This window comes from Methylomonas rhizoryzae, from assembly GCF_008632455.1.
GTDB classification, from domain to species: Bacteria; Pseudomonadota; Gammaproteobacteria; order Methylococcales; family Methylomonadaceae; genus Methylomonas; species Methylomonas rhizoryzae.
Genome location: NZ_CP043929.1, coordinates 1,329,924 through 1,351,311, shown reverse-complemented (window position 1 = coordinate 1,351,311; position 21,388 = coordinate 1,329,924). Strand labels below are relative to the sequence as shown.

The 21,388-nt window shown below is 55.7% G+C and carries 18 protein-coding genes; 14 read left to right on the top strand and 4 right to left on the bottom strand.

Going from position 1 to position 21,388, the window contains the following annotated elements; genetic code table 11:
• Nucleotides 1-19: 19 nt before the first annotated feature.
• On the bottom strand, nucleotides 20-2,233 hold the full coding sequence (locus F1E05_RS06325) for a heavy metal translocating P-type ATPase (RefSeq protein ID WP_197737417.1): 2,214 nt from the start codon (nucleotides 2,231-2,233) through the stop codon (nucleotides 20-22).
• Nucleotides 2,234-2,367: 134 nt separating this feature from the next.
• A complete protein-coding gene (locus tag F1E05_RS06320; protein ID WP_232056798.1) occupies nucleotides 2,368-3,228 on the bottom strand; it encodes a methyltransferase domain-containing protein in 861 nt (286 codons plus the stop codon).
• A 169-nt stretch (nucleotides 3,229-3,397) separates the two neighbouring features.
• Here F1E05_RS06320 and F1E05_RS06315 point away from each other — a divergent pair, with 169 nt between their 5' ends.
• Nucleotides 3,398-3,979 carry a hypothetical protein gene (locus F1E05_RS06315; protein ID WP_150047490.1) on the top strand — a complete coding sequence of 194 codons (582 nt, stop codon included), beginning with the start codon at nucleotides 3,398-3,400 and terminating at the stop codon, nucleotides 3,977-3,979.
• Nucleotides 3,980-4,074: 95 nt separating this feature from the next.
• On the opposite strand, the gene F1E05_RS06310 is transcribed toward F1E05_RS06315, so the two are convergent.
• Nucleotides 4,075-4,935, bottom strand: a complete 861-nt coding sequence (locus tag F1E05_RS06310; RefSeq protein ID WP_150047489.1) for an HDOD domain-containing protein — start codon at nucleotides 4,933-4,935, stop codon at nucleotides 4,075-4,077.
• Between the two features lie 97 nt (nucleotides 4,936-5,032).
• On the bottom strand, nucleotides 5,033-6,640 hold the full coding sequence (locus F1E05_RS06305; protein WP_150047488.1) for a methyl-accepting chemotaxis protein: 1,608 nt from the start codon (nucleotides 6,638-6,640) through the stop codon (nucleotides 5,033-5,035).
• A gap of 393 nt (nucleotides 6,641-7,033) precedes the next feature.
• Here F1E05_RS06305 and F1E05_RS06300 point away from each other — a divergent pair, with 393 nt between their 5' ends.
• From F1E05_RS06300 to F1E05_RS06240, 13 genes are all read left to right on the top strand, one after another.
• A complete protein-coding gene (locus tag F1E05_RS06300; RefSeq protein ID WP_150047487.1) occupies nucleotides 7,034-7,222 on the top strand; it encodes a Flp family type IVb pilin in 189 nt (62 codons plus the stop codon).
• A gap of 13 nt (nucleotides 7,223-7,235) precedes the next feature.
• On the top strand, nucleotides 7,236-7,736 hold the full coding sequence (locus F1E05_RS06295) for a prepilin peptidase (RefSeq protein WP_150047486.1): 501 nt from the start codon (nucleotides 7,236-7,238) through the stop codon (nucleotides 7,734-7,736).
• The gene (locus F1E05_RS06290; protein ID WP_150047485.1) at nucleotides 7,714-8,229 is read left to right on the top strand and encodes a TadE/TadG family type IV pilus assembly protein; all 516 of its coding nucleotides are present in this window, start codon (nucleotides 7,714-7,716) and stop codon (nucleotides 8,227-8,229) included. The genes F1E05_RS06295 and F1E05_RS06290 overlap by 23 nt, the downstream gene beginning before the upstream one ends.
• Nucleotides 8,230-8,299: 70 nt before the next feature.
• Nucleotides 8,300-9,127 carry a Flp pilus assembly protein CpaB gene (gene cpaB / locus F1E05_RS06285; protein WP_150047484.1) on the top strand — a complete coding sequence of 276 codons (828 nt, stop codon included), beginning with the start codon at nucleotides 8,300-8,302 and terminating at the stop codon, nucleotides 9,125-9,127.
• Nucleotides 9,124-10,452: a type II and III secretion system protein family protein gene (locus tag F1E05_RS06280; RefSeq protein WP_150047483.1), complete on the top strand. Its 1,329-nt coding sequence runs from the start codon at nucleotides 9,124-9,126 to the stop codon at nucleotides 10,450-10,452. The genes cpaB and F1E05_RS06280 overlap by 4 nt, the downstream gene beginning before the upstream one ends.
• On the top strand, nucleotides 10,449-11,651 hold the full coding sequence (locus tag F1E05_RS06275) for an AAA family ATPase (protein WP_150047482.1): 1,203 nt from the start codon (nucleotides 10,449-10,451) through the stop codon (nucleotides 11,649-11,651). The genes F1E05_RS06280 and F1E05_RS06275 overlap by 4 nt, the downstream gene beginning before the upstream one ends.
• A 367-nt stretch (nucleotides 11,652-12,018) precedes the next feature.
• The gene (locus tag F1E05_RS06270; RefSeq protein ID WP_150047481.1) at nucleotides 12,019-13,257 is read left to right on the top strand and encodes a CpaF family protein; all 1,239 of its coding nucleotides are present in this window, start codon (nucleotides 12,019-12,021) and stop codon (nucleotides 13,255-13,257) included.
• Nucleotides 13,250-14,155, top strand: a complete 906-nt coding sequence (locus F1E05_RS06265; protein ID WP_150047480.1) for a type II secretion system F family protein — start codon at nucleotides 13,250-13,252, stop codon at nucleotides 14,153-14,155. Before F1E05_RS06270 ends, F1E05_RS06265 begins: the two co-directional genes overlap by 8 nt.
• A gap of 4 nt (nucleotides 14,156-14,159) precedes the next feature.
• Nucleotides 14,160-15,071, top strand: coding sequence for a type II secretion system F family protein (locus F1E05_RS06260; protein ID WP_150047479.1), 912 nt, complete (start codon nucleotides 14,160-14,162; stop codon nucleotides 15,069-15,071).
• Between the two features lie 98 nt (nucleotides 15,072-15,169).
• Entirely contained in the window at nucleotides 15,170-15,949 is a 780-nt protein-coding gene (locus tag F1E05_RS06255) for a tetratricopeptide repeat protein (protein ID WP_150047478.1), read from the top strand.
• A 5-nt stretch (nucleotides 15,950-15,954) separates the two neighbouring features.
• Nucleotides 15,955-16,296 carry a DUF3613 domain-containing protein gene (locus F1E05_RS06250; RefSeq protein WP_190303264.1) on the top strand — a complete coding sequence of 114 codons (342 nt, stop codon included), beginning with the start codon at nucleotides 15,955-15,957 and terminating at the stop codon, nucleotides 16,294-16,296.
• A 3-nt stretch (nucleotides 16,297-16,299) separates the two neighbouring features.
• Nucleotides 16,300-18,051 carry a TadG family pilus assembly protein gene (locus F1E05_RS06245; protein WP_150047476.1) on the top strand — a complete coding sequence of 584 codons (1,752 nt, stop codon included), beginning with the start codon at nucleotides 16,300-16,302 and terminating at the stop codon, nucleotides 18,049-18,051.
• A complete protein-coding gene (locus tag F1E05_RS06240) occupies nucleotides 18,048-21,347 on the top strand; it encodes a diguanylate cyclase (protein ID WP_150047475.1) in 3,300 nt (1,099 codons plus the stop codon). The genes F1E05_RS06245 and F1E05_RS06240 overlap by 4 nt, the downstream gene beginning before the upstream one ends.
• The last annotated feature ends 41 nt before the right edge of the window (nucleotides 21,348-21,388 follow it).

The window sequence follows — 21,388 nt, the reverse complement described above, 5'->3', positions numbered from 1 at the left end:
TGCCCGCACACAGGTTGGGTTAATGCCTGACGGATGGCAATAAGCCGGCAGGTTTCCAAGTCCTCAGCAACAAGGCGTTGCCGATCACGCTCAGCGAACTGAAGGCCATCGCCGCTCCGGCCAGTTGCGGATTGAGCAAACCCAATGCCGCCAATGGAATGGCCGCGAGGTTGTAACTGAACGCCCAAAACAAATTTTGCCGGATTTTGCGGTAGGTGCGCCGGGCAATATCGAGCGCGGCACCTACCAGGATCGGGTCGCCGTGCATCAGCGTAATGCCGGCGGACTGCATGGCGATATCGGTGCCGGTCGCCATGGCAATGCCGACGTCGGCGGCCGCCAGTGCCGGCGCGTCGTTGATGCCGTCGCCGACCATTGCCACATGCTGGTTTTGCTGTTTCAGCGATTCCACTTGATAGGCCTTATCCGCCGGCAATACCTCGGCGATAATGTCGCTGATGCCTAACGCCTGGCCGACTGCGTTGACGCTGCCGCGATTGTCCCCGCTCAACAATACGGTTTGGATATTCAATGCCTGTAATTGCTTGATGGCGGGATAAGCAGACGATTTGAGTCGGTCGCCAAAGGCCAGCATGCCGAGCAAGCGTTTTTGCGGCGCGGCCATTGCCAGCCAGGACACCGTATTGCCGGCAAGCTCCAAGGCCTGGGCACGTTCCGCCAGCTCACCTAGATCAATGCCCAATTCAGACATCAAGCGGCTATTGCCCAAACGCAAATCGAAATTATCCACTCGCCCGGATAGCCCGCGTCCAGGCAAGGCCGTGACCGCATCTGCCGGCATAGTTTCGATCTGTAACTCATGTGCGGCTTCAAGCACTGGCTTTGCCAAAGGGTGCTCGCTGCCGGTTTGTAGCGCAGCGGCTAGTTGCAACAAGCGTTTGCGGTCGATGCCGTAGGGCGCGGCTTCGACCAGATAAGCTTTCCCTTGGGTCAAGGTTCCGGTTTTGTCGAAGATGACCGTGGTAATGCGATGGGCAACTTCCAGCACTTCCGGGTTTTTGATCAGGATGCCGTGGCGGGCGGCCATGCCGGTGCCGGCCATCAGCGCAGCGGGCGTTGCCAAGCCCAACGCACACGGACAGGCAATCACCAAAACCGACACGGCATTGATAATCGCGGTTTCCATGGCGGCACCCTGCAACCACCAACCCAGCCAGGTCATCAAGGCAATAGCTAGTACCGCCGGCACGAACCATGCACTGACCTTATCCACCAAATGTTGAATCGGCGCCTTGGCCAATTGTGCGTCCTCGATCAAGCGAATCATTTTTGCCAAGGAAGTCTCCGCGCCGACCGCATCGGTATGCACCAGCAACAAGCCTTCGCCATTGATGGCACCGCCGGTCACCTTATCGCCGGGCTGTTTGGCGATAGGCATGCTTTCGCCGGTAACCATCGATTCGTCGATATGGCTGCGGCCATCGGCGATGGTGCCGTCGACCGCGATACGTTCGCCGGGGCGGACCACGACCAGATCCCCGACCTTGACGCTGTCAATTGCAATGTCCAACTCTCGATGGTTGCGTTTGACCCGCGCGACTTGCGGCTGTAAGGCTTGCAGCGCCGTAATCGCTGAAACCGTTTGCCGTTTCGCCCAAGCCTCCAACCATTTGCCGGTCAACACCAAGCTGATCACCACCGCCGATGCCTCAAAATACAGATGCGGCGCCATGCCGCCAGTCGAGCCCATCAATTGGTAAACGCTCAAGCCGTACGCCGCGCTGGTACCCAGGGCCACCAGCAAATCCATATTGCCGGCACCGGCTTTCAGCGCTTTCCAGCCTGCCCGGTAAAAACGCGCTCCCAATCCAAACTGGACCGGCGTTGCCAAACTCAATTGCAACCAGGCCGGTAGTGCAATATGGATACCGAAAGGCTCCAGTAGCATCGGCGCCAGTAGTGGCAGCGACAATAGCGCCGCCATCACCACCGTCAGTCCGTCTCGCGACCTTGGTTTGTTTGCCGGCCGATCCTGCTTGAGATAAGCACGGTAACCTGTGGCCGCAACCGCGCTTATCAGTGCGTCGGAAGCTACCGAGCCGTCGCTGCGGACAACGGCACTTTCGGTGGCTAAATTTACCCTGGCTTGCTCTACGCCGGGAATATTGTTCAGCGCTTTCTCGACACGTCCGGCGCAGGACACGCAGGTCATGCCCTCTATCGACAAGTAAACCGAATGGTCCGCCAACTGGTTGGAATTTAAAGTTTTCATGATCAAGTCTCCTGATGTAATTGACTGTGATCAAAGTGTTCGGCTTACCACGATGAGAAGGTCAACAGTTTTTTTCGCTTTTTCGGGTTACAGGCACTTATTGAAAAAATCGATACTGGAGACGAGGCAAGTCTTCAAATAAGTGGTTTCTCAACAACGGCATAAAGCACATTGGCTGAAATTTCGGTAACCGATTGACTGGCCAAGTGATGGAGATTGCTTTGTTTCACCCTCCGGAGCTGTTCCTCATTGAGCTGATCCAAGGTGCCCCGATAGCCGCTACCCATCGCCAAGGTCCACCAATCCTCGGGGTCGGACAGACTATGAGTCGCGTCTTCAGCGAAAATGTGCACGTCGGTTAAACCGGCTTCGGCCAACATCGCCAAAAACCCTTCCGGCGTGGAAATGCGATCCCACGGGTTGAAGTCTTTGTGCAGATCGGGGCGTTCATCGCATATGGCTTGCCAAAGCGAGGTGTTGGCAGGCTCGAATAAATCGGACCCCCAGGTGGTAACCGCTAACCGCCCGCCCGGCCGGACTTGCCGCCATAACTCCCTGACCGCTGCAGCCATATCAGGCACGAAAAATATCCCAAACACGCAAACGACGGCATCAAAATAACCATCGGGATACGCTAACGCGAGCATATCGTCGACCCGAAACTCCATGTTCTCAAGACCATCAGCTTTGGCTTTTTCTGCCGCCCTGGCCAATAATTTTTCCGCCAAATCGACAGCAACCACTCGGCCATCCGGGCCAACCTGACGAGCAGCCGGTAAGGCTGAAGCGCCGGTTCCGGAACAAACATCCAAGACCTTGTCTCCTTTACTTAGCCCTAGTCGGTTAACGGTGCTGGTGCCAAAACGATTCCAAAACGTGTTGGCCGGGTGATCGAATAAATCCGCGGCGGTGTTATAAGCATGTGCGGTTTTTTTATTGGCTATCGAATGGGATTCCATTTCAACCTCCTGAAAAATCGTTCTAATTTTAATCATGGATAGTCACCTTACATAAGAGACCATCTGCCTGCATCAATCTAAAGGTTTACATAATTGGAAGGTCAAGCAGAATTAAGAATTCGTAATGACCGTCAGACGATCGATCGGATGCAGTGAAAGGTTTCTTACGCTATTACCGTGACGAACTGACGCAACGGGCTACGTGGTGGAATTGACCGAATCCATGCGGCGCCTGGAGGTCGCTAATTTATTTAATCAATATACAGGGATTGGTAGTTGCAAGGCTTTCGTTGCTGAAACGAATGTTAGCGGGGCGACGTTTGTCACTAGACTTACATGGAATTGCCTTGATCCTCTTGTGACAACTCGCTGCTGTCGAGTAAGCTTAAATTTGCGGCAACAGGAAAACGCAAATAAGCGGCCGAAATTTATTATTTTGCCGAAAGACAACGCGACTGGTTTTGTGCGCGAGCTTGCCGATCCTCACTTTTTGTCGGCGAGTGTACAGTGGCGATCGACACATGTGGCCTTGCTGTGGAGCGGTTCGGTTGCGCTCGACCTGTCCAACGCCTCGTTCACCCCAGGCATTTCGGATGCTTTTTTCAGCGTATATGCAATCAAATCACCCCGTTCAATGAGGAGCTTTGGGCAAGCGCGGCACTCTGTCACGATACGAAAAGCTATATTGCCGACATGGCCTTCTTCCAGCGAAACGTTTAAAGCGCAACGCAAGCTACCGCTATACCGTAAAACTGAGTTGTTGGTGCAGACCGTGGACTCGAATTGACCCGACCTGAAAACCTTGGCTCTGCGAACGAATTAATAGCATTCTTGTGTTATGCACGAGTCATCCCCAGGCAATTTTGCGGAAAAATGGCGTAACTAGACTACTAACATTTCCCGCACCGAAGCCTGGATGTCCTCTAAATCGTATTCGCCTATCCCAAGATAAATCAGCAGATCTTTTTTGATTCGTTTGAATTCGAAATGGTCGCCGGCATCGCCGATGCTTTTGTGAGAAGTACAAGTATTTTCGGCAAGCTTCAGTACTGCGAGCAAATTCTTCCCTTGCGGATCGTAGGAAACTTCCTCTCGGAAAATCGGCTCGGTCTTGTGGTGATCGGCTATCGCCTGACAAATGTGCTTGGGCAAGTTCCAAGCTTTAGCGGTGAAATACCCTACCACCGAATGGTTGGTGTGAAATTCGGCGTTTTCTACGTCAGTGATGCGCCGCTTGGGTTCCGCGTATGCTCGCTTGATCACTTCCGGATAATTTTCGAACTTATCCATCATCAACGTAATGCCGCTATCGTGAAACAAGCCCAGCGTATAGGATTCGTCGACGGACCCTACTCCCAGCATTTTGGAGATCGCCATACACGCCATCGCAACATCGGAAGAATTGTCCCAAACTTGCGTCATTCTCGCCAAATGCTCGAAATCGAAGGCGTTGCGTAACGTCAAACATCGAATGATGTTTAATACATTTTTGAGACCCAATAAATTTAAGGCCTGCTTGATCGAGGATACCTTACCCCGCATACCGAAACACGGCGAGTTGATGATTTTCAGCACCGCGCCGGATATGCCAATGTCTTTAACGATTATGGAGGTAATTTTGTCCAATGAAACGGTTTCGAAGGCACTCTCCATTTGCAAATCCACCAAAATTTGCGGTTGCGGTGGAATCGTGATGCCCTTCAGTATCTTCTTGGTCTTCTCTTCGTCTAAATTGTTAACCATATCGTCGTAGGGGAGGCGGTCTGCGAGTCGGACTTAGCGTCCGGATAAAGATTAGCAAATTTACGTCCAACCCATCGCCGTCTGTGCAATCATTTTTTCAGCGTTTAAATTGTTCTACGGATTGATTTAGCTGCCTGACCAAATCGACCAGCTCCCCGCTGGAAAGATCGGTTCTTTCCGCATTCCGGGCCGTAGCGTCGGTCAACCGGCTGATGTTGGCTATGTTTTGGCTAACGCCTTGCGCCACCTGGTTTTGATTGCCCGAGGCCTCGGTTACCTTGGCATTAAGCTTTTTGATGCGCGCGACGCGCTCGGCGATCAAGGCTAAACCCTGATCGGCGCTTTCCACTTGCGAACGTCTTTGTTCGGCGCTGCTTTTCGCATTGTCCATCACCGAAACCGCATCGACTGCTTCGCGCTGCAACTGGGCAATAATTTTTTCAATTTCCTCGGTAGCCTGGTGCGAGCGCGTCGCCAAGGTTCTCACCTCGTCGGCAACCACCGCAAACCCACGCCCTTGCTCGCCCGCCCTGGCCGCTTCGATGGCCGCATTCAAGGCCAGTAGATTGGTTTGTTCGGCCAAACCCTTGATGACGTCCAACACCGAACCCACGCCTTTGCTCTTTTCGGCCAAACGTTTGATCACTTCCGAGGCGCGATCGATTTCGCTAACCAAACCGAAAATACCGTCGATGGCGTTCTTGGTAGTAACGGCGCCGTTACCGGCCTGCTGGTCCGCTTCTATGGAGGCCTTGGCCGCGCCTTCCGCGCATTCGCGCACTTCGTTGACGGAACTTTCCAAACGTTTTATCGCATGCACCACCGACTCGGTTTCCTGGCGTTGCTGTGTGGCCGCTTGCGCGGTTTGACCAGCCACTTGGGAAATTTGCGCCGCCGCGCTGTTCAGCTGCAACCCCACGTCCGACACGCGCGACAAACTGCCGGCAAAGGTAGACAGCATCGTATTAATCGCGGAACAGAGCTGGCCGATTTCATCCATCGAATCATGCGTCAAGCGTTGGCGTAAATCCGCGTCTTGACTGATCAGATTCATTCGATTGCGCATTTCGCTCAGCGGATTTACCACGATGTTGCGCATTAAAATGGCAACGAGCAGCACGGCGATCACGAACAAACCGAAGGCAATACCGCCGGCAGCCAGCAAGTCACGGCCGATGATCTCGTGCAAACCGTCCAGCAGATACTCCAAGCGCACTGCACCCAATACAGTCCCTTCCGCGACCCTATGGCAATTCAAACAGTCGGTACCTTTAAAATTGCTGCTGGCGACCACCGGCTTGACGACAATGATGCGTTCGCCTTGCGCATCGCTGACCCGTTTTATCACCGTTTTGCCGCTTAAAGCAGTCCGGTCTAAATCGTCCTCCGGGGCTTGTTCAGCCCCCCCGGGGCCAAAGGCATCGGTTATCGCTGGGCCGCGAATCATGCGAATGTCGAAAATATCGTCGCGCGCTTTAACCTTTTCTTCAAGCAAACGGCTTTTCGCGATGGAGCCGGCTATCATCATCGAATTCAAGCCGTCGAAATAACTATTGGCCACCTCCAAGGCTTTTTCGGACGCGAGTGTTTGCACCAATTCTTTTTGTCGCTCCACCATAAACCACATGCTAATGGCGGTAACCAAAAAGAAGACGCTAGCGATACTGAGCAAAATTTTGCCCTGAATTGAAACTGAGTCTTTCATTGGGCTCCTCGGTAATCAACAAATTCAAGCTAATATAGCGGCAAACGGAGAAATTACATGACCATTTATCGCGCTATCTAAAGCAAATGCTACAAAAATGCGCAACATACCGCTAAACCCTCCCGGCAAAAAATGCCGAGCACCCAACAAACCTAGCAGAATAGTCAAGCTCTACTAGCTTTTGATTTAACGCGGTACTATATTGTTGCCGCTTCGTTACAACACTGTTTCCCCTTTGTTTATTGATATTTTTAAAGCTGTTTTAGACCGGAATGTCAAATAAACATAGTAAACCGTTGTAACCGCTCGTTATCCGGCGAAGACATTCATCGCTGTGTTTGTTCAAGCCATTTCATTAATTTAACTGTCCGTTTAAATTGAGAGGTAATTGCCATGTCCAAAATCAAAGCATTTTTCACCGAGTTATCGCGCCGAGAAGACGGAGCCAGCGCACTGGAGTACGCCTTGCTGGCCGCCATGGTAGCGGTCGTTATCGCTGCGTTTGTCACGCCCGTAAGTACTCAGATTAAAAGTATTTTAAATACGATTCTGACCGCGCTGGGCGGAACGGCTGTAAGCTAGAACCCTAACGGCCATGACTGCCTGCTCGGCCTCCCATTTATACTTTCCGCCCGCTATATGGGCGGTTTTTATTTGGATAGGCTGTCTGGCCGCGTTCGATTTGCGCCAACGCCGTTTACCGAATTATTTAACCCTGGGCGGCGGTTTTGCCGGCCTGGTTTATCTGGCGGTTTTCGGGCATAGCGTCTCCGGCGCGTCGGCAACGTCGGTGTTCGTTTCGGTGCTAACCGCGACACTGGCATTGGGCCCCTTGTTTTGGCTAGGCTGGCTGGGCGCCGGAGACGTGAAGCTTTTTGCCGCCATAGGCTGTCTCGGCGGCTTGGAACTGCTGCTGAATACCTTTGTATTATGCAGCTTTCTGAGCCTACCCGCGGCTATGGCCGTCCATTGGCGCAAACACCGCACAGAGGGTCTCAAAGCACCCAATGCTTCGATCCGCCTCCCGCAAGGCGTATTTATCGGTCTGGGTTTAATATTTTCCCTAATCCTGAATGATGGCAGCCGACTACTTTAACCGCCGCTTCGCCGCTCACAGTGCACCGGAGCGAATGGCGTGCAAACGCCAACGCGGCGGCGCTGCCATCGAATTTGTGTTTACCTTTCCGATTTTTTTCACGCTTTTTTACGCCATCTCATCTTATGCGCTGGTTTTCACCCTGGAACAAGCGTTGACTTTAGCTACCAAGGAAGGCGCACGCGCCGCGATCAAAGTCGATCCGACCGGTTTTGCCGACAATGACGCTTACTTGGCGCAAGTGACCGGCGTATCGCGTGCCGCGGTAGTGCAAAGCTTGAGCTGGCTGACGAGTTCGCAACAAGCGGCGACATTAGGCAGCTCGCCGAATTACGATAAAATCGCGGTAACCCTGAATGGGGCCTGGATCAACATTAGCGTCTCCTACCCTTATTCGACGGTACCTTTGATGCCTGTATTGACTTTTCCCGGTATCGGAAAAGTCCCAAACGTGCCGGATCCCTTAACGGTAACCGCGCAAGCACAGATTTAGCTAAAGCCGGCTTATCGTTAACAAGCCGCTTTCGATTCGACCCTCTTTCAGAACAGCATTTAGCCTATCCATGAATAACCAGATCCTGAAAATTTTCGCCTTGGTGATGTTGCTGGGTGCTTTGATATTGGCCGTTATCGCCTACAAACTCGGCAACGCGCCTCCCGCGCCGGCTTCGGCCGGCAACGGGCAGCCCGTCGTTGCCGAACCGAAGTTTTCCATGGTGGTCGCTGCGCGCAATCTTGCCCCCGGCGAACCCATTCCTAACGACGCACTGCGCATCGTCAAAACCGACACCCCGCCGGATAAGGTCTACAACAACCTCAACGAAGTGGCCGGCAAGCGCCCTTGGGCGGCTATTGCCAAAGAACAACCGATACTGCGCAATTATTTCAGCGGAGACAATCCTTTAGGCCGCGCCTTGCGGCAAAACGAACGCGCCATCGCCGTCAAAGTCGATGAAATCATCGGCGTGGGCGGTTTCGTCGAATCCGGGGACTTAGTGGATTTGGTCGCCTTTGTGCGCGGAGATCACCAGGCCGTCAAAGACAACCAAGCCGTGATGATTTTGCGCGCGGTCAGAGTCATCAGCTACGGCAGCGAATTTTCCGCCCCTAGCGCCGAAAAATCCGAAGAACGGGAAGCCGGGCAAAAAGGCAAAACCGGTAGAAATACCGCCGTGCTTGCAGTAGACTCGGCCGATTTACCGCGCATCGCCTTGATTGAAAATGCGGCGACGCTCAGAATGGCACTACGCCCTTCCAACGCCGTGGACACGGATAGCAGTCCGGGAGGCATCACGCTGAAAGACGTCATTTCGCAAGCCGAATTCAATCAAAAAGGCCCGCTGGTCGAGATTTACCATGGTACACAATTAGAACAAATACAATACCCATGAGCTTAAACCCAACCCCTAGTAAACTGACCCTGAACGCCAGACGGTTTACCCTACTTTTATTACTGGCCCTGGCGTCGGCCACGGTATTTGCCAAAAACAAGCACCGCCATAAACCCGATTACCAAGACTACGTCATCGTAGAAAGCCAACACGAAGTCTTGCACTTAAGCGCGGACCCCACCCGGATTGCCATCGGCGACCCGGAAATCGCCGACGTCACCTTGACCAACACGCCGCGCGAATTGCTGATCGTCGGCAAAAAACCCGGCACTACCAATTTGCATGTCTGGCTTTCCGGTCACTCCAAGCCGCAACGCTATCGCTTGCGCATCGACCCCGCCACCACCGAAGGCGAATTTTCATCCTTGCTCGAGCACGCCGGCAAAATCCAAGAGCCCAAGCCCGATCCGCGCGATTTATCAAGCGTCGATGTTAGCGGCACGCAAATTCAAGCCGACATAAAAATCGTCGAGATCAGCCGTAGCGCGTTAAAAGAAGCCGGCTTTTTCTTCCATAAAAACTTCAAAAATACTGTCGTTTCGGTGGCGCCTCCGGGCACCTTGTCCGGCGTCGAGTCCTCGGACACCGGCAGTCTGCTGCTGGAAAGCGCTTCCGGTTTCTTTCCTTATGCGCAGGCCTTCCAAATGGTGTTCGGCGACTCTCAAGAAGGCTGGCTGAGCACGGTCAGCTTGCTGGAACAAGGCGGCTACGCCTACGTCCTCGCGGAGCCGAGTTTGGTCGTCATGGCCGGACAAACCGCCAACTTTTTAGCCGGCGGCGAATTTCCCATCCCGGTAGCGCAAGGTAGCGGCGCTTCCGGTGCGATTACCGTCAAATATCGGGAATTCGGGATACGCCTTGCCTTGACCCCCACTATTCTGGACGCCGAACGCATCGTCATGAAAGTGGCGCCGGAAGTCAGCGACCTGGATTTTTCGGTAGGCGTGCAAAGTGCAGGCACCCAAGTGCCCGCGTTAAAAGTGCGCCGCACCGATACCACGATAGAACTCGGCGACGGCGAAAGTTTCGTCATCAGCGGCTTAATCAGCCAAAACACGGTAGCCAACGAAGACAAACTACCGTGGTTAGGCGATCTGCCTTACATAGGTGCGTTTTTCCGCTCGAAAAGTTTCGAAAAACAAGACAAAGAACTATTGATGGTGGTCACCCCGCACATCGTCCACCCGCTCGGCAAACACACCCCGCTACCGCAACTGCCCGGCGAAAATTATCGAACCGAAAATCCCACGTTCAATCGTTTCCTGTTCCACAACCAGCAACCCAAACGCGGCTTGCCCGGCAGCATGGAGGGATTTTCACGATGAGCCCGAACGACAACGGCCCCCAACGGAATGTGCTGCTGATTGCGGACAACGAATTCATCGCCCGCCGCCTGAGCGAAATTTTAGGCAACGAAGGCCAATTATTGATTTCCGAAGCCTCGGCGCTCGAACGAGTACTGCAAGTCGTCGACTCGGCTCACATTTTGATGGTGGTCGTGCACGTTGCAAGCGACACGGCCTATCAACGCTTGACGCTGATCGAGGAACTGCACGAAGCCAAACCCTTACTGCCTATCCTGGTGTTCGCCGAGGATAACGAGCCCAATTTTCTGCTCAACGCCATGCGCGCGGGTGCCAACGATTTGGTCACCCTGGACACCCCGAAGCGGGAAACCTTGGAACGCCTGCAAGTCTTGATGAAAAAAGGCGCGCAGTATGCGCCGACCCGCGACCGTCCCAACGGCAAATTGCTCGCGGTAGTCAGTGCCCGCCCGGATGCCGATTCGGCCATGCTGTCGCTGCACCTTGGCCTGGCCTTGGTGAAATTCGCACCTCAAAGCAAGGTGTTATTGCTGGACCTGGGCATCCCGGAAGCCGATTCCCTATCGTTTTTGGATTTGCAAGTCTCTTATACCTTCGACGACGCCATCCGCAGCATCCGGCGCTTCGACGAAACCTTGATCGAGACGGCGTTCGCCAAACATCCCAGCGGCTTGATGCTGCTGGCCATGGCGGAAGATTCGGAAGTCGGCCGCATCTTGGCGGCCGACATCATCGTGTTGCTGAACATATTGTGTACGCATTTTCAGTACGTGGTGGTTAATCTCAGCGGCCTACCGAAATCGGAGTTTCTACAATTGGTCACCTCACGCGCCGATCAAGCATTCTTGTTGTGCGAGCAAACCGTGCCCAGTTGCCGCAGCAATAAAAAACTCCGGGACTTTCTCGAACATTATCATTCCGCGGACAAGCTGGAGTTGATTGTCGACCGCTATTTGGCCAGCCAACAGCCGAACGCCGAAGAAATTGCCGAACGTTTACACCTTTCGCTAAAGACCACTCTGCCCCCGTCCGGCATGGCGCGGCTATTTATGAAAAACAGCGGGCAAAGCCTATTCGAATTTGCCCCTAACGATAAATACACGCTTTCGGTCGAACAGTTAGCCAAAAGCTTGTTGGGTATCACCGCTGTACGCTCTCGAAATACCTTGGCAAAAGTCACCCGTTGGTTTCGGCCGTAACTGTTTAAGGTTGGGGAAAACATAGCGATACCCGGCTAACGAAAGCGGAAAACGGCACGGCTCATAGCCTCGATGCGGGCCTTGCGTCGCGACTGGAAGCTGCTCCAACGGCGCCACAATAAAGAGTTGTCAAATTTCAAATTGGGTTTAATCTGAAAGCCATGCCGGTAGCAACCGCTGGTTGGGACATTCGCCTGCAAATCGCGACGAAACGCCGCTGCCACGATCAAAACTTTTCATTAGCCGAAGCGGCAAGAGGACTTCATGGTTGTTAAACACAAAAAACATCGACTCAAACTACCGCCCGCCCAGGCCAATCCGAACCGGGCTAAGACCGCACGGCGCTGCCTTTGACGTGTAGACGCAGATGAAATTTCGTAAACACATAGGCGCCGAATTGGCCTCCGAACTGAGGGCCATCAAAAACCGTTTGCACCGGCACATTCTGGACGAAATCGAAACCCTGCCCAGCGGTAACGACGAACAGCTGATGCAGTTCGTCAAAGACAAAACCGTACACTACATCCGCGAGCAGCGCATCGCGATTAATCAAATGGAAACCGAAATCGTCGTCAAGGACTTGGTGGACGAACTGCTCGGGTACGGCCCGATAGATCCCTTGCTGAGAGACGACAAAACCAACGACATCCTGGTCAACGGCCCGCATCAAATTTATATCGAACGCAACGGCAAACTCGAACTGACCGGCCTGCAATTTATCGACAACCAACATTTGCTGCGGGTAATCCGCCGCATCCTGGCGCCCTTGGGCCGGCGCATAGACGAAACCAGCCCGATGGTAGACACCCGCCTGCCCGACGGCAGCCGGGTCAATGCCATCATCCCACCGCTGGCGATAGACGGCGCTTGCCTGTCTATCCGTAAATTTCGCGCCGACCCGTTAACGGCGGCCGACTTATTGGTTTATCAAACCTTCGACGAAGAAACTCTGGCTTTATTGCGGCTGGCCGTCGAATGCCGCTGCAACGTTCTGGTGGCCGGCTCCACCGGTGCCGGCAAAACCACCTTGTTAAACGTGCTCAGCAGCTATATCGCCCATGGCGAACGCCTGATTACCATCGAAGACGCCGCGGAACTCAACTTGCGCCACCCCCACGTGGTGCGTCTGGAAACCCGTCCGGCCAACGCCGAAGGCACCCATGCCGTCACGGCGCGGGAACTGGTGCGCAACGCCTTGCGCATGCGGCCGGACCGCATTGTTTTGGGCGAAATTCGCGGCGCCGAAGTATTGGATATGCTGCAAGCCATGAACACCGGCCACGACGGCTCCATGGCCACTCTGCACGCCAATAGCCCGCGCGACGCCCTCAACCGCCTGGAATTGCTGTCCGGTTTTGCCGGCTACAACGGCAGCGAGGAAACCCTGCGCCAACAAATCGCCAGCTCGGTCGACCTGATCGTGCATATCGGCCGCATGCGCGACGGCCGCCGTCGGGTATTGACCGTCGAAGAAATCCTGCAAGTGGCGGACGGCCATTACGTAACCCAAAGCCTGTACAACTTCGAGCCCTTAACCCGCTTGAGGCCCAAACTCAGTAAAATGGCCGGCCGCGACGCCGGCTCCGGCGGCCGGCGTTATGTCTAGCGAAATCCTGCTGATGATCACGGCCGCCGTGATGTTGGCCGCCAGCGCCTTGGCTATTTTTTTGCTGGACAACCGCAATCGTTACCAATCGACCCTGGACCGACGGCTCAACCAAATCGAAGAACGCCGCCATCCGCCCGCCCCAACCGTCACCAGAGCACCGATCAACTGGGCCAAAGCCACCTTGCAACGTTCCGGTCTGGAACGCTCCAAGGCCTATGTGTTCGCAGCCGGGGTACTTTCGGTCATCGTCGGCGCATGCGGTTACTTGTTTAACGGCAGCGACGGCCTGTTAGTTACCGGCTTGTCGGCGACGCTAGCCGTTTACTTGGCATTGCTGTGGAAAATCGGCGCCAACCAGCGCAAATTGTTGGAACAAATACCGGGGTTTATCGACCATATCGTCCGCATCATGGCGGTTGGCCGCAGTTTCGACAGCGCTTTGCTACAAGCCATAGAAGACTGCCCGGCCCCCTTATCCGACGCCCTGGCCAACGTGGTTGCCGAACAGGCGCTGGGCGGCGACATCGTCGAAGCCCTGTCCGAATCCGCCGAAGTCTACCGGCTTAAAGAATTGCACCTGATCACCCTGGCCTTGCGCATCAACCAACGTTACGGCGGCAGTATCCGAGAAATGCTGGAAAACATCATTGCTTTAATCCGCCGGCAAGAAGAAGCGGAACGCGAACTCAGTGCAATTACCGGCGAAACCCGGCTTAGCGCCTGGATTCTCGGTCTGATGCCCAGCACGTTGGCGGGCTACATGATGATAACCAACCCTTCTTACATAGGCTTTCTGTTGGAAAGCCCCGGCGGGATGAACATCATCTACACCTCGTTGGGCCTGCAGGTGTTCGGCGGCTTCGTCATTTGGCGCATGATGCGCAGCTTGAGGTAACAGCATGCCGCAGTTTTGGTCAGTCATGTTCGCACTAGCCATACTCTTAATCGCCACGGCTATACTTGCCATCCTGACGCTTCAGCGTAGCGCCGACGCCGATAGGCTGAACCGCCGCTTCAAGCAAGCGTTCGGCCAAGCCGTACAACCGCAAGCCCCCCGGAGTTGGCTGGAACAACTCGGCAATAAAGTCATCCCTGACAAAGAAAATAAAGACAGCGGCGAAATCAGACTGTTTATGGTCAGAGCCGGCTGGAAACGCAAAAGCGATTTTGCTCTGTTCTACGCCGTGCAGTGGCTGCTACCCCTATGCGCGGTCATCTTCTCAGGCCCTTTTATTCTGGTCGGCGGTTCCAAGGAAAACGATTGGGCCGCGATGTTTTTAGTCGCCAGCGCCGCTTATTTATTGCCCAAACGCCTGCTCGCGTTCAAAGCTTCGTCCAGACAGCGGCGCATCGCCGAGCAAGTACCCGTTTTAGTACACTTGCTGCGCGTGCTGTTGAGCACGGGGCTCAGCGTCGAACAAGCCTTGCGCGCCTTGGCGCAGGACATCCGCACCTTGTTGCCGGACATGGCGCACGAGCTGGATTACATTCTACGCATGGTCACCGCCGGTGAAGATCTGGCGCTGGCGATGCGTAGAAACGCCGAACAACTGGACGTGCCGGCCCTGACCGATTTAACGATGATCTTGGAACAAACCTGGCGCTTGGGCGGTAGCGTGCTCAATTCGCTGCGGGAATTGTCGGACTTGTTGGAAAGCCGCATGCAAACGGATCTTAAAGAACGCGTATCCAAACTATCCGGAAAAATGACCATAGTAATGATGTTGTTCCTGTTCCCTGCGCTGCTGATCTTATTGGCAGCGCCCGGCTTCATGGCCGTAGCCGCGGGTTTAAAAAATGCAGCCGGTTAAGTTTTACGCTGAAAATCCTTCTAGGAGCGTCCCCTTCATTGCGACAAGGGTGTCGCTCGCACTATCAATTCCTTTGGCTACGGCGGAGAGGTGCCTTGATGATCGTTAGCTTCAAGTTCCACTCCGGTCGGTCGTTTAAATTGGTCTGGCTAAGCCTCAGTTTGATATGCACGGGATGCGGCGACTATCTGGCCGCTTTGGCCAAACCCGCCGTAACGCCGTCTCCCGAACCGGCGCCGACCGCGGTCAATAACTTTATGCCGCCGCCCGACTGCGGCGGCCGGCTGGAAGCCGGCGACCGCATGTATTTGGAGCTAATCCACAAGATGGTCGAACGCGGCAATTACCACGCCGCGCTGGCCAACCTGGCACAGTTACAAAAACAAACCGGTAAAGTGCCGCAACTCGATTATCTGCGCGCCGAAGCCTTGCGCGGCGCAGCGCAAACCGACGCCGCCGAGGCGGCGTACCGTGCCTTGCTGAATACCTGCATGGCCGGCCAGGGCTGGCACGGCCTGGGCCTATTAAGCGCCGACGCCGGGCAACTGGACAAAGCGGAAGAATTCATCGGCAACGCCCTGGCGGAACGGCCGGTAGCAGCGGACTACCACAACGATTTCGGCATGGTGTCACTGTTGCGCGGCAAGTTCGAACCCGCCCGGCAAGCCTTTCTCACCGCCATCGAATTGGACCGCAACAATTCACTGCCGATAGAAAACATGGTGGTTTTGGCCCTGCTCGAGCATAGAGAAGCCGAGGCCCAAGGTTACATCGATTTTTACAAATTGACCGGCGAACAGGCGGATAAACTCCGCCGACGCGCGCGCGAATTAAGCGAACGGCAAACCGCTTCCGACTCTACCTCCACGAGCGAATGACAAGCATGCGTTACTTCCCATTACTGGCCTTGATCGGCTTAACCGTCAGCCGCGCCGGCGTCGCCGACGAAGCGGCATATCCGGAACCGCCTTTAGGCGTGGAACAGCCGGTCCCGGCCGTCGACCCGCCTCAATTCGCGGACAACCAAACCCGGTTATGGCTGCAGCGGCAAAGCTCCGGCGCCGTGGCCGGCAATCGATACGCCATTCCCGGTCAAGCGGCCACCGCCAGCTTTCAGCGCTACCTGCAAAGCTTCAGCCATCCCATACCTTTACATTTCGAAACCACTGGCTCCGGCTCTTCCGGCGGTGGTTCCGGATCGGGCGGTAGCAGCGGCGGGCGCTGAGGCGTGGGTTTTGCGCTCAACGCCAAGCGCGACGGGCGCTTCGGCTTTCGCAGCCAACGCGGCAACATCGGCTTTTACGGCACGCTGGCGTTGATGTCGGCATTGCTGTTCATGGTGTTGGCAGTCGATACCGGCCGCATTGCTTGGGAAAAACAACGCCTGCAAAGAATCGCCGACTTGAGCGCGTTGCATGCCGCCAGCGTCGCGGTCTGCGGCGGCACCGAACAGCCTTCGCAAGCCTTGGTGGCAGCCGCCGCGCAAACGGTCGCCGCCGCCAACGGCTACGGCGGCAATTTGACGAATACCGCAGGCGCGGTCACCCTGGGCAGCACGCAAACCGTCAGCGGCAATCGCCAGTTCAACACTGTGGCCAATGCCGCCGACGCCGACGCGGTGCAGGTCGTCGCCACCAGCCAATTTCCCGGCTCGCTGATCCTCGGCGGCTTCGGCAATACCCAGCTTAGCGCCACTGCGGTGGCTACCAAGCAAGTGCTGGCCGGCTTCCGCCTGGGCAGTTTTCTGGCCCGGGTAGATACCGGCGACTCCATTTTGAACCCCTTGCTGGGCGGCATGCTGGGCAGCGCGCTTGCGCTGGACTTGGTCGGCTATAAAGGCATAGCCGCAGCGCAAGTCAGTCTTTTGGACTTGATCAACGCCACAGCCGGGGTCGGCACGGTCAACGAGCTGTTGGCCGCCGACTTGGGCGTCGGCGAATTCATAGACATCGTCGCGCAAGCAGTCGGCCCCAACACCACGGCCGGGCTGGCCTTGAATCAGATGAGTCTGGCCGCGATAGCCGGTTTGCCGACCATACGACTAGGCGACATTCTGGCCGTGACCGGCGACAATCCGGAAGCGGCGCTGGACGCGCAGCTCAATGCGCTGGACATCGTGACCGCCGCAGTCCAATTGGCCAACAAAGAGCATGCGATCAGCGTGCCGGCCTTCGGCGTGGATTTGGCGCCAATCGCTACCGTGGCGCTAAATCTTTACATTGTAGAAGCGCCCAAAATCGCCATCGGCCCGCCGGGCAAAAACAGCGACGGCAGCTGGCGCACCGAAGTATCTACGGCACAGCTTCGCCTGCAGTTGGACGTCTCGCTGTTGAACTTATCCGTGCTCGGAATACTGAATACCAGCATCAACCTAAACCTGTATTTGGACGTTGCAAAAGCCAAGGCTCATTTAACGTCGGTCAAATGCGCCACCTCGAACAACCGCAAACATGAAGTCGTTGTCGGCGTAACGCCCAGTGTCATAACACTGGGCATCGGCCAGTATTCCAACATCGCTGGCGGTAGCGCTACCACCGCCAGCCCGACCATCATGGTCAAATTAGGCTCGCTAGATGCGGTAAAGTTAACAATCTCCGCCGCCGCAGCCGTCGCCAATCCCAACGCCACCGATTTGACCTTCGAAGTTAGTTCGACGCCAATTTCAGTGCCGCCTCCCGAGTCTCTAACCCAAACCGCACATAGCGACGCAGCTGCCGGCCTAGCAAACGCGATTTCCGATCTTGTTGCATCTCTTCAACTGACACCCACACTCTTAGGTCTCTCACTATTAGACTTGCTGCTTGTTCAGCCCCTGCTTTCTCTAATAGCTCCGGCGATTGAGGCTATATTAACTCCCGTGCTCTCCACGATTGGCACCGCTATCCTAGACCCCCTGCTCACTGCCCTTGGCATTCAACTCGGCGGCGCCGACGTGACTTTACTATGGCTGGACGCCACTAACACCACTTTAGCGATATGACTTTCAATGCTTTTTCGCCTAACCGTTGGCGCACCTTAAACCTGCAACTCTTCGGCGCGGCCGTATTGCTGCTGGCGACCTGGGGCGTTTGGGTGTTATACGACTGCCGGGCGTTATCCGAGCGCAACGCGACCGAATTGCATGACCTGGCAGTCAAAAGCCTGAGCCAACAGCACGGCGATTACAAAGCCGCCGCCGCCGCTTTGGCCCGCGCACCCGCCGCAGAAAGCTATCTCAAAATCGAATTTGTCGATAAAGCCGGCCGGGTGCTGGCCGTCGCCCGCTCCCAGCCCGCTCCGCCATCCGCTCTGCCGGTCTGGTTGCGCCTGGGCGCATTCGAGTTGCCGCTGCCCGGCAAAGGCGCGCCTAGCTTGCGACTGACCCCGGTCGGCGACGCTGCGTTGGCGCGTTGGCAGACCCAATGGCCCTACGTAACGGCCTTACTCGGCATGGGCATGCTAAGTATCAATCTGGCCGCATTGTTGATTTGGCGCCGCTCCGGCTGGCAACCCGAACTTCCCCGCCGCTGGCAACTGCCAAACGAATCCGCCCCCCCCAAGCCGGCAACGCCGCAGGAAGCCGGCGATCCGGCTGCACTGCTCAACGAATTGCCGATTGCGCTATTGACGGTGGAACGTAACGGCCGCATTCACTATTTCAACCGACTGGCCGGCAATTGGTTCGCCTTGCACAAAGAGGACGCCCCCAACAATCTGTTGGACTTGGTAGCACCATGGGTACGGGAAAAATTGGCCGGCATTCTGGCTAAAAACCCCCAGGAAACCGCACCGATACCCTTGGAAGCCTTGACGGCACGCGGTACGCAAGGCGCCGTGGCCGTATCGATAGATTGCCACTCGGCCGGCGATTCCGATGAGCTGTGGTTGGTGACGGTACGCAACAACGCCGAACAGCAGGCGGTTAAACAAGCCTTGACCCTGCGCGACAACCTGCTGGACGCAATAGAAACCGGTCTGGCCTTGACCGCGCCGCAGCATGGCAACGAACTGCAATACGCCAATCGGGCTTTTCAACAGCTGCTGCAGGCCGACCGCAGCTTTGAGGACACTAAAAACTCCCTACTCCCCCTGCTTCAACAGCTGCCGGAGCCGGCTGTGCAGCAATGGCGGCAGGCGGTTGCGCAACGTTGTACCGCCGCTATCGACTGGATCTGTACCGGTCCTAGCGGACAACTGCGTTCATTCACACTAGGGTTGACGCCGCTCGACAGCGCCCCCGCCGGGCCGGCCTTTGCCTTGACTTTGCAAGACCGCACCGAACAATACCATGCCGCCGCTCACGCCGCGGAGGAGCGCGCATTAGCTTGGTCGCTGCTGAGCGCGTTACCGGCCGGCCTATGTTTGGTGGACGCGCACAACCGCATCGTGCGCAGCAATCCGAAGTTCGCTGACATTCTGCAAACCGGCGAGAACAGCTTGCGCGACACGCCGATAAACCACTGGCTGCCCAATTTGCCCGCAAGCGCCAATTACGGTTACCAAGGCGAGTTCAGCTTGCGCTCCGGAACCAGCGAATTGCGTTTGCGCCTGCACAAATTACGGTTCACCGAACTCGGCGACGCTAAAGCAGCTTATCTCGTGGAAGACGTCAGCCAAAGTTACCGGCAAACCAGCCGCACGGCTTACGAACTGGAGCGTTTTCACAGTATCTTGGAAAGCATAGGCGAAGGCATCGTCATCACCGATCAGGACGGCTTCATCCAAACCTTAAACCAAAGCGCGCAACGCCTGACCGGTTTGACCGAACAACAGTACCGCGGCTTGCCGTTCGGCCAAATCGTGCGTTTGATCGACGAACGCAAGCGTCAGGCACTGGCCGACCCCGCCATTCGCGCCATTCGCGTCGGCAAAACCGTCAAATTTCGCCAAGACGTGTTGTTCGTCGGCGACAATCAACAAGAGCTGGCGGTGGAGGTATCGGCCACGCCGATTTTTACCGGCGACCACAAAGTGTCCGGGGCGGCTATCGTCATCCGCGACGTTTCCGAGCAGCGTTCCACCAGCCAAAAAATGCATCAGCGCGCCAGCTGCGACCCTTTAACCGGCCTGATCAACCGGCGCGAGTTATTGACCCAATTGGAGAGCCTGCAATACGAAGTCGACGAACAAGCCAAGCAACACATCCTGTGCTATATGGATTTGGATAAATTCAAAATCGTCAACGACACCTGCGGCCACAACGCCGGCGACGAGTTGCTGCGTCAAGTCTCCCACCTGATGAAAAATTGTCTGCGCACGACCGACATGCTGGCGCGCATCGGCGGCGACGAATTCTGCGCGGTGCTGCGCGACAGCAACGCGGAAAACGCCATCAACGTGGCGGAGAAATTGCGCGAGTCGGTACAACGCTTCCGCTTCACCTGGGAAGGCAAAGTGTTCGAAATCGGCGTCAGTATCGGTTTGTTCGCGTTATTGCCCGGTTTATCCGTGGAGGAAACCATAGCCGCGGCCGACAACGCATGCTACAAAGCCAAGGAGGGCGGCCGCAACCGGGTGCATGTCGCCAGCGGGGGCGAAAAGTCGGGCGATAAGCCCTTGCTGCCTTGGAACCAAAGGTTGTCGGAAGCGTTGGATCACGACTACTTTCAACTGCAGGTCAACACCAGCCCGGTTCATGCCGACGGCTTGCCGGATTATATGGACGTGATTTTGCAATTGCACGAACCCGGACATACGCCGTTGATACCGTCGGCCTTTATGCCCAACGCCCACCGTTTGAAAATGGATTCGGCAATCGAGCGTTGGGCGATAGGCAAATTGTTCGGCTTGCTCAGCGTGCCGTCCAGGCAGTTGGCCAACCAACGGATTTACGCACTGCCGGTGTCGGTTGCCACCCTGAGCGACGCCGACTTTATGCCGTTTTTATCCGAACAAAGCGCACGCAACGGGGTAAACCCGCAATGCATTTGCTTCGAAATCGCCGAGGAGGATTTCCTGCAAAACTTCAGTGCGTTACGCGACGTGGTCAGCGACGCCCGCGATGCCGGCTATCGCATCTGCCTGACCCGTTTCAGCGGCGGCGCCTCGTCTTTTGTATATTTACGCAGCCTGAAAGTCGATTTTTTGAAGATAGACAAAGCCTTAACCGGCCGCATAGCCGAAGAGCCCATCGACGCCTACTTAGTGCAAGCGATACAATCGATTGCCCGGTACTTGGGCATTGCGACCCTAGCCACCAACCCGGCCGGACCGGAATTGGAGGCGTTTTTGCTTCAATTAGGCGTCGATTACCGCCAATCCGCTCAGACGACACTGATCCCCTTGGAGCAAATTTAGCCTCGGCGGAGTCGACCGACGTGCAAACTGAGCCGGGAGCG